The following is a 6,378-nucleotide window of genomic DNA, read 5'->3' as shown; positions in this document are numbered from 1 at the left end:
CCGGAAACCGCCGGGCTGGTGCCGGCAGCCACGGCCAGCTCGCCCGGCCGGCCCGTGTATCGCGGTGAGCAGCACGACGGCCATGTCGGGCGAGGAGAAGAAACCCGTCAAACTATGGCCGCGTGGTGGTTACGGTCAACGACCGCCGCGCGGGCCATCGGGCGGATCCGGGTCGTGTGTGCCCGCAGGCCCGGGGGGTTCCTTCGGTGACTCGTTCGGTGACTTCGGCGGCGGGGTGTCCCGGAGCCGCTCGAGTTCCGAGATTGGATCTCCCACGGTGCTGGCGGTGTCACTGTTGGCGAACCGTTGCGGGTCGGCGAGGTCGTCGGCGTCCGGGAGCAGGTCGGGATGGGCCCACAGCGCGTCCCGCTCGTCGATCCCTCTGGCCTCGCCCACGGCAGCCCACAGGGCGGCTGCCTCGCGCAGTTTGCGGGGACGCAGGTTGAGGCCGACGAGCGTGGCGAAGGTCTGTTCGGCCGGCCCGCCCTCGGCCCGCCGCCGGCGCACCATCTCGCGCAGCCTGGACGCCGCCGGCAGGTTCTTCGCCGCGGCGGCGTCGGTGACCGTCTCCACCCAGCCCTCGATCAGCGCGAGGATCATCTCAAGGCGGGCCAGCGCCGCGGCCTGCTCGGGCGTGGTCGCGTCGTCGAAGACGTCACCGCCGAGCGCTTCGGCGAAACTCGCCGGGTCCATCAGCCGGGACGGATCCATCAGCCGGGACGGGTCGAGCATCGTCATCGCCCGCGAGACCGCGTTCGGGTCGACCGCGATGCCCCGCGCGTACTCCTCGACCGTGCCGAGGACGTGCCCGCGCAGCCACGGGACATGGGCGTACAGACGCTGGGACGCGGCTTCGCGCAACGCCAGGTAGATCCGGACCTCGGTGGGGTCGACCTCCAGGCCGGCGCCGAACGCCTCGACGTTGGCCGGTACGAGCGCGGCCGTGCGGGCCGGGCCCAGCGGCAGCCCGACGTCGGTGGCGGAGACCACCTCGCTGGCGAGCAGGCCCATCGCCTCGCCGACCTGGGCGCCGAACAGCATCCCGCCGATCCTGTTGATCATTTGGATGATCGGGCCGCCGGCGGACGCCAGCTGGCCCAGGTCAAGGCTGGGTGGGAGCTGAGCGGCGAGTTCCGGCGGCAGCCCGGCACCGAGGTCGCCCATCTGGTCGCCCAGTTGCGCGAGCCCGCCGGAGATACCGCCGCGCATGGCGTCGGCCACCCGGGCGGCCACCGGATCGCACAGTGTCCGCCAGACGGGCAGCGTCACCTCGATCCATCTGCCGCGCGTCCATCCCTCGGCGGCCGTGGCCCCGGCGGGAAGGGGCGTCACAGGGTCGAGCCAGACGTCGGCGAGCCGGACCGCCTGCCGGACGGCCTCGATGTCGGCTTCGGTGACAGCCCGGTCGCCGTCACCGAGGGTACGTACCGCGACCTGGCGCGCGAGCTCCCAGTTGACCGGTCCGTCGTGCCAGGACAGCAGGCGTTCGAGTTCGGCGAAGAACGGGGCCCCGGTGCCGAACGGCATGCCGGAGCCGCCGCCCGCGCCACCCGAGGACGAGCCGCCCGGGGTGAAGCCGAACGGGAAGCCGCCGCTCATCGCCACCGCCCCCGCCGGGAGGAGGTGCGCTGCGGTTCATGGACCCTGGATCCGGACATGCACCAACGGTAGTGCGTTTTCCTGGCGATGCCGAAACGACGTCACCAGGACTGCCGACGGGGCGGCCCATGACCGCCGGTGAAAGCCACGAGCCGGACAATCCGTCCGCCGGCTGCCTCTGCATACCATGGCTCCCACCGCCTGGATCCCACCGCTGGATCCTGGATTCCACTCCTGAATCCCACTGTCGTCCCAACCGGGGTACCAGGGCTGTCGCCGCTGCCGGCTGTCGCCGGCGACCGGTGAGCTCGAAGGGGCCGGCACCGCGATGATCATGCCCGGCTGTCGCCGACAGCCGGTGAGATTCGTCCCAGTGCCCGTCGGATGCCGCTGCCGTGACAGATGTCCCGGCGTCCCGGCGTCCCGGCGTCCCCTGGCCGCCTCCTGGCCGCGTCCCGGAGGGCGCCTCTGCCGCTCGAAGCCGGTGCCGGCCGGATGGCCGCCCTACGCGCGGACTACGGTCGGGCACATGGGCGATATCCACGCTGGCCCCGGCCCGGCTGCTGGCCCCGGCCCGGCTGCTGGCCCCGGCCCGGCTGCTGGCCCCGGCCCGCGGCGCGCCGCCCGCGACGCGGCCGGTCGGCCGGGTGCGCCACGGGTCGTCCTCGCGTCGGTCCGGGCGGAGGAACTGTCGGTCGACGAGTGCCTGCGGGCCGTCCGCGAGCCCGGGGTGGGGGCGGTCGCGCTCTTCGTGGGCACGGTACGTGATCACGACCACGGGCGCGCGGTCACCGAACTGGAGTACACTGCCCACCCGCGTGCCGGCGCCGAGATCACACGCGTGGCGGACGATGTGGCTGCCATGTACCCGGTGCTCACCGTTGCCGTCACTCATCGTACGGGACTACTCGGTATCGGTGACATCGCCGTTGTCGTCGCGGTGGGGGCCGCGCACCGCGACGAGGCGTTCGCGGCCTGTCGTCGCCTGATTGACGAGGTCAAGGCCCAGGTGCCGATCTGGAAGCGGCAGGTCTTCGCGGACGGTTCGTCGGAGTGGGTGGGAGCCTGCTGAGCGTGGCTTACCATGAAGGTCGCCTCCCTTCCCCCGTCTCGACGCCGAGGCCGCCATGTGGTTCCTGCTCATCCCGCCTGTCGCCGTTCTGGTCACCCTTGTCTGGTTCGCCCTGCGCTCGCGCCCGGAACGCCGGCCCGAAGCACTGATCACCGTTGAGGGCTACCGGCGCAGCATGGCCGCTCTGGCGCGGCCGCTGCACTCGTCCCATGATCCGTCCAGTCGTGACCGGAGCTGGGCGTCCCGGGCCGGCGGCCGCCCGCCGGACCCGCGGTCGCCGGACGCGCCGTAGCCGCCGCCCCGTGGCGGATCCGCCCGTGTGGGCCCGGCCGTTGCGGGCCACACGAGCGGTTGCGCCACAGTTATGCCACTTTTTTGTGATCACTTTTTTGTCAGCTCGCTAGACTGCGAACATGACGCGGCGTATCCAGACACTCGTTGTTGCGTCCACGTTGTCGTTACTGCTCGTGGTCGTCGGGCTGTGGCTGCCGGTGCCGTTCGTGCTGCTCTCGCCCGGGCCGGTCACCGACACGCTCGGGCGTACCGACGGCAAGCCGTTGATCGAAATAGAGGGCCGGCAGACCTACCCGACCTCGGGGCGGCTCGAGCTGACGACGGTCGAGGAGATTCCCCGGCTCAACGTCCTCGGCGCGGTCCGCGGCTGGCTCAGCAGCGACCAGGCCGTGGTGCCCCGGGAGCTGGTCCAGCCGCCGGGTACCAGCGAGGAGCAGATCCGCCAGGAGAACACCGCGGCGATGATCGACTCGCAGGACCAGGCGACCGCCGCGGCTCTCGGCGAGCTCGGTGTCGCCGCGACCGGGACGTCCGTGGTCGTCTACCAGCTCGGTGCGCGCTCGCCCGCCGAGGGCAGGCTGCTGCCGGGCGATGTGATCGTGTCCGTGAACGGCGCCGCCATCACCACGCAGGGGCAGCTGCGGGACGAGATAGCGCGGGTCCGCCCCGGGCAGGCGGTGGCCATCTCCTACGTCCGGGACGGTGGCGCGCCCGCGCAGGCCGACATCATGACGGTGCCCGCGCCGGACGACCCGTCCCGGCCGGTCATCGGGATCATCACCACCGAGAAGCGCAGCTACCCGTTCACGGTGACGATCAGGCTCAAGGACGTGGGCGGACCGAGCGCCGGGCTGATGTTCGCTCTCGGCATAGTCGACCTTCTCGGGCCCGAACAGCTCACCGGCGGCCGGACGATCGCGGGCACCGGCACCATCGACGCCGCCGGCACGGTCGGGCCGATCGGCGGCATCCAGCAGAAGCTCCTCGGCGCCCGCCGCTCCGGCGCGGTCGCCTTCCTCGTCCCGGCCGGGAACTGCGCGGACGCCCGGGAGTCCGCCCCGGGCGGCCTGCGGCTCATCCGGGTCGAGACGTTGCAGGACGCCATCGGCGACCTGCACGCCCTCGCCGACAATCCCCAGGCGAACGTCCCCAGCTGCTGAGCGCCCGCGCCCGCCCGAGAAGCCTCACCCGTTGGCACGGCCATCCCGGCGGGTGACGGCTGCCGGCAAGCCGGCCACCTGACGGACACACCGGCCGGTGGGCCTGTCCCGGCCGGGAAACGATCCTCCGGTCAGGGAAAGGCGCCGGTCAGTGGAAGGTCGCGAGCAGGCCGTCCACGAGGCCGTCGGCGAGGTCCGGGTCGACCACCAGCTCCTCGTCCCCGCGTACCCGCAGGCAGGACGCGTGCTGCCCGTCGCGGGTCACCCCGACCGCGAGCCGCACGTCCTGGCGCTCGGGATGGCTGGCCGCCCAGATCTCGATGTCCGCCTCCTCGTAGGGGGCTTCCTGCTCGGCGCTCGGGGGCAGCACGACGAGCTCGGTGACCAGGACACAGCCAAGGACCTCCTGCGGCCAGCCGATGCCGGCCAGCACCTCGTCCAGGCGCCCGGGGGGCAGGGGCTCCTGCTCGACCGGGGTGAGCGAGCCGGGGACGATCTGGCCGATGTGCGCGGCCAGGGCCGGCTCGCGGGCGACGAGCTCGGACGTGTCCGCCAGCGCGTACACCTGACTGGGCTGGTCCCAGCCCAGATCGGCCACGTGCCGCTCGACCTCCAGCACAACGGATGTCAACTCACTGATGTCGGGGCTGCTCACTAGCCCATCCTCTCCGATGGTGCCAGTCGGGCACTGGCGTAGGTTGCCTTCCAGGTGGACAACCTGGTCGTGTGCCCCCGACACAAGGAGAAGCGAGTGGCAGCAGCCCGCAGGCCACTGGTGGCGCGTACCCGCATCCTCATCCCCACTCTGGTCGTGCTCATCGTTCTGGTCGTTCTACTCGGCGTCTTCACCCGGGTCTACACCGACCTGCTCTTCTTCCGGTCGGTCGGCTTCGGCAAGGTCTTCAACACCGTCCTGTCGACACGGATACTGCTGTTCGTCGTCTTCGGTGCGCTGATGGCCGTCGCGGTGGGTGCCAACCTGCTGCTCGCGTACCGGCTGCGGCCCTCGGTGCGCCCGCTCTCCCTCGAACAGCAGAATCTCGAGCGCTACCGGGCCGGCATCGAACCGTACGCGGTGCTGATCCTGTTCGGCGTGTCGATCCTGTTCGGCATAGTAGCGGGTGTCTCGGCGTCCGGCCGGTGGCGGACCTGGCTGTTGTGGCGCAACGGGGAGTCCTTCGGGCAGCGGGACGCCCAGTTCCACCGCGACATCAGCTACTACGCCTTCACCTACCCGTTCCAGCGTTTCCTGCTCGGCTTCCTGCTGACCATCGTGGTGCTGTCGTTGCTGGTGACGCTGGTGACGCACTACCTGTTCGGCGGTATCCGGCTGCAGACGCAGAGCGAGCGGGTGGTGCCGGCGGCGAAGGTGCACATATCCGTCCTGCTGGGCCTGCTGGCCCTGCTGAAGGCGTGGGCCTACTACCTCGACCGCTTCGGGCTGGTCTTCTCCTCGCGCGGGGCGGTGCGCGGGGCCTCCTACACCGACACGCACGCGGTACTTCCCGCGAAGCTCATCCTGTTGTTCATCTCATTGCTGTGCGCGGTGCTGTTCATCTACAACATCTTCCAGCGGGGATGGACGCTGCCCCTGCTGTCCGCCGGGATACTGGTGCTGTCCGCCCTGGTGGTGGGAGGCATCTACCCGGCGATCGTCCAGCAGTTCCAGGTCCGGCCGAACGAGGCCTCCCGGGAGGCGCCCTACATCTCGCGGAACATCGCGGCCACCCGCGCCGCGTACGGGATCGACCAGATAAGACCGCAGCCCTACGACGCGTCCACCACACCCGACACGGCCAAGCTCGGCGCGGACTCGGCGACGCTGTCCAACGCGCGCCTGCTGGACCCGAACGTGCTCTCCGCGACCTACGACCAGCTCCAGCAGATCCGTGGCTACTACGGCTTCCCGGCCTCGCTCGACATCGACCGTTACACCATCGCCGGCGCCGACGGGCGCGACGGCACCCAGGACTACGTGGTCTCCGTCCGCGAGCTCGACCAGGGCGGTCTCGCGCCGCAGCAGCGGAACTGGATCAACCTGCATCTGACGTACACCCACGGCAAGGGGTTCGTCGCGGCGCCGGCGAACATCGTCGACAGCTCCGGACGCCCGGTCTTCACCGAGCAGAACCTGCCGCCGACCGGCCCGCTGAACGTACGGGAGAGCCGGGTCTACTTCGGCGAGCTGTCCCCGGACTACTCGATCGTCGGCACCCGGCAGGCCGAGATCGACGGGCCGGGCGACGCCGCCGG

Annotated in this window: 6 protein-coding genes; 4 read left to right on the top strand and 2 right to left on the bottom strand. The window is 71.1% G+C overall.

All coding sequences use genetic code 11. The annotated features are described in order from the left end of the window. Window positions 1-135: 135 nt before the first annotated feature. Window positions 136-1,599, bottom strand: a complete 1,464-nt coding sequence (locus AC5LSR_RS12185) for a zinc-dependent metalloprotease (RefSeq protein WP_250285129.1) — start codon at window positions 1,597-1,599, stop codon at window positions 136-138. A 529-nt stretch (window positions 1,600-2,128) separates the two neighbouring features. Here AC5LSR_RS12185 and AC5LSR_RS12180 point away from each other — a divergent pair. The 3 genes from AC5LSR_RS12180 (at window position 2,129) to AC5LSR_RS12170 (ending at window position 4,125) form a co-directional block, all read left to right on the top strand. Further along, window positions 2,129-2,671, top strand: coding sequence for a molybdenum cofactor biosynthesis protein MoaE (locus tag AC5LSR_RS12180; RefSeq protein ID WP_493468470.1), 543 nt, complete (start codon window positions 2,129-2,131; stop codon window positions 2,669-2,671). 55 nt (window positions 2,672-2,726) lie between these two features. Further along, window positions 2,727-2,963 carry a hypothetical protein gene (locus AC5LSR_RS12175; protein WP_250287018.1) on the top strand — a complete coding sequence of 79 codons (237 nt, stop codon included), beginning with the start codon at window positions 2,727-2,729 and terminating at the stop codon, window positions 2,961-2,963. Between the two features lie 121 nt (window positions 2,964-3,084). Beyond that, entirely contained in the window at window positions 3,085-4,125 is a 1,041-nt protein-coding gene (locus AC5LSR_RS12170) for a YlbL family protein (RefSeq protein WP_493468469.1), read from the top strand. A 148-nt stretch (window positions 4,126-4,273) separates the two neighbouring features. Here AC5LSR_RS12170 and AC5LSR_RS12165 read toward each other — a convergent pair whose 3' ends face one another. Further along, entirely contained in the window at window positions 4,274-4,780 is a 507-nt protein-coding gene (locus AC5LSR_RS12165) for a PPA1309 family protein (RefSeq protein WP_250287011.1), read from the bottom strand. 96 nt (window positions 4,781-4,876) lie between these two features. On the opposite strand from AC5LSR_RS12165, the gene AC5LSR_RS12160 reads away from it, so the two are divergent. Beyond that, window positions 4,877-6,378: UPF0182 family protein (locus AC5LSR_RS12160; protein ID WP_493468468.1), on the top strand; the 1,502-nt coding region annotated here is incomplete at its 3' end.

The sequence above is a fragment of the Protofrankia sp. CiP1_Cm_nod4 genome, from assembly GCF_982290645.1.
Note: the sequence above shows the minus strand (reverse complement) of the source record. Positions and strands in the feature narration are given on the sequence as shown.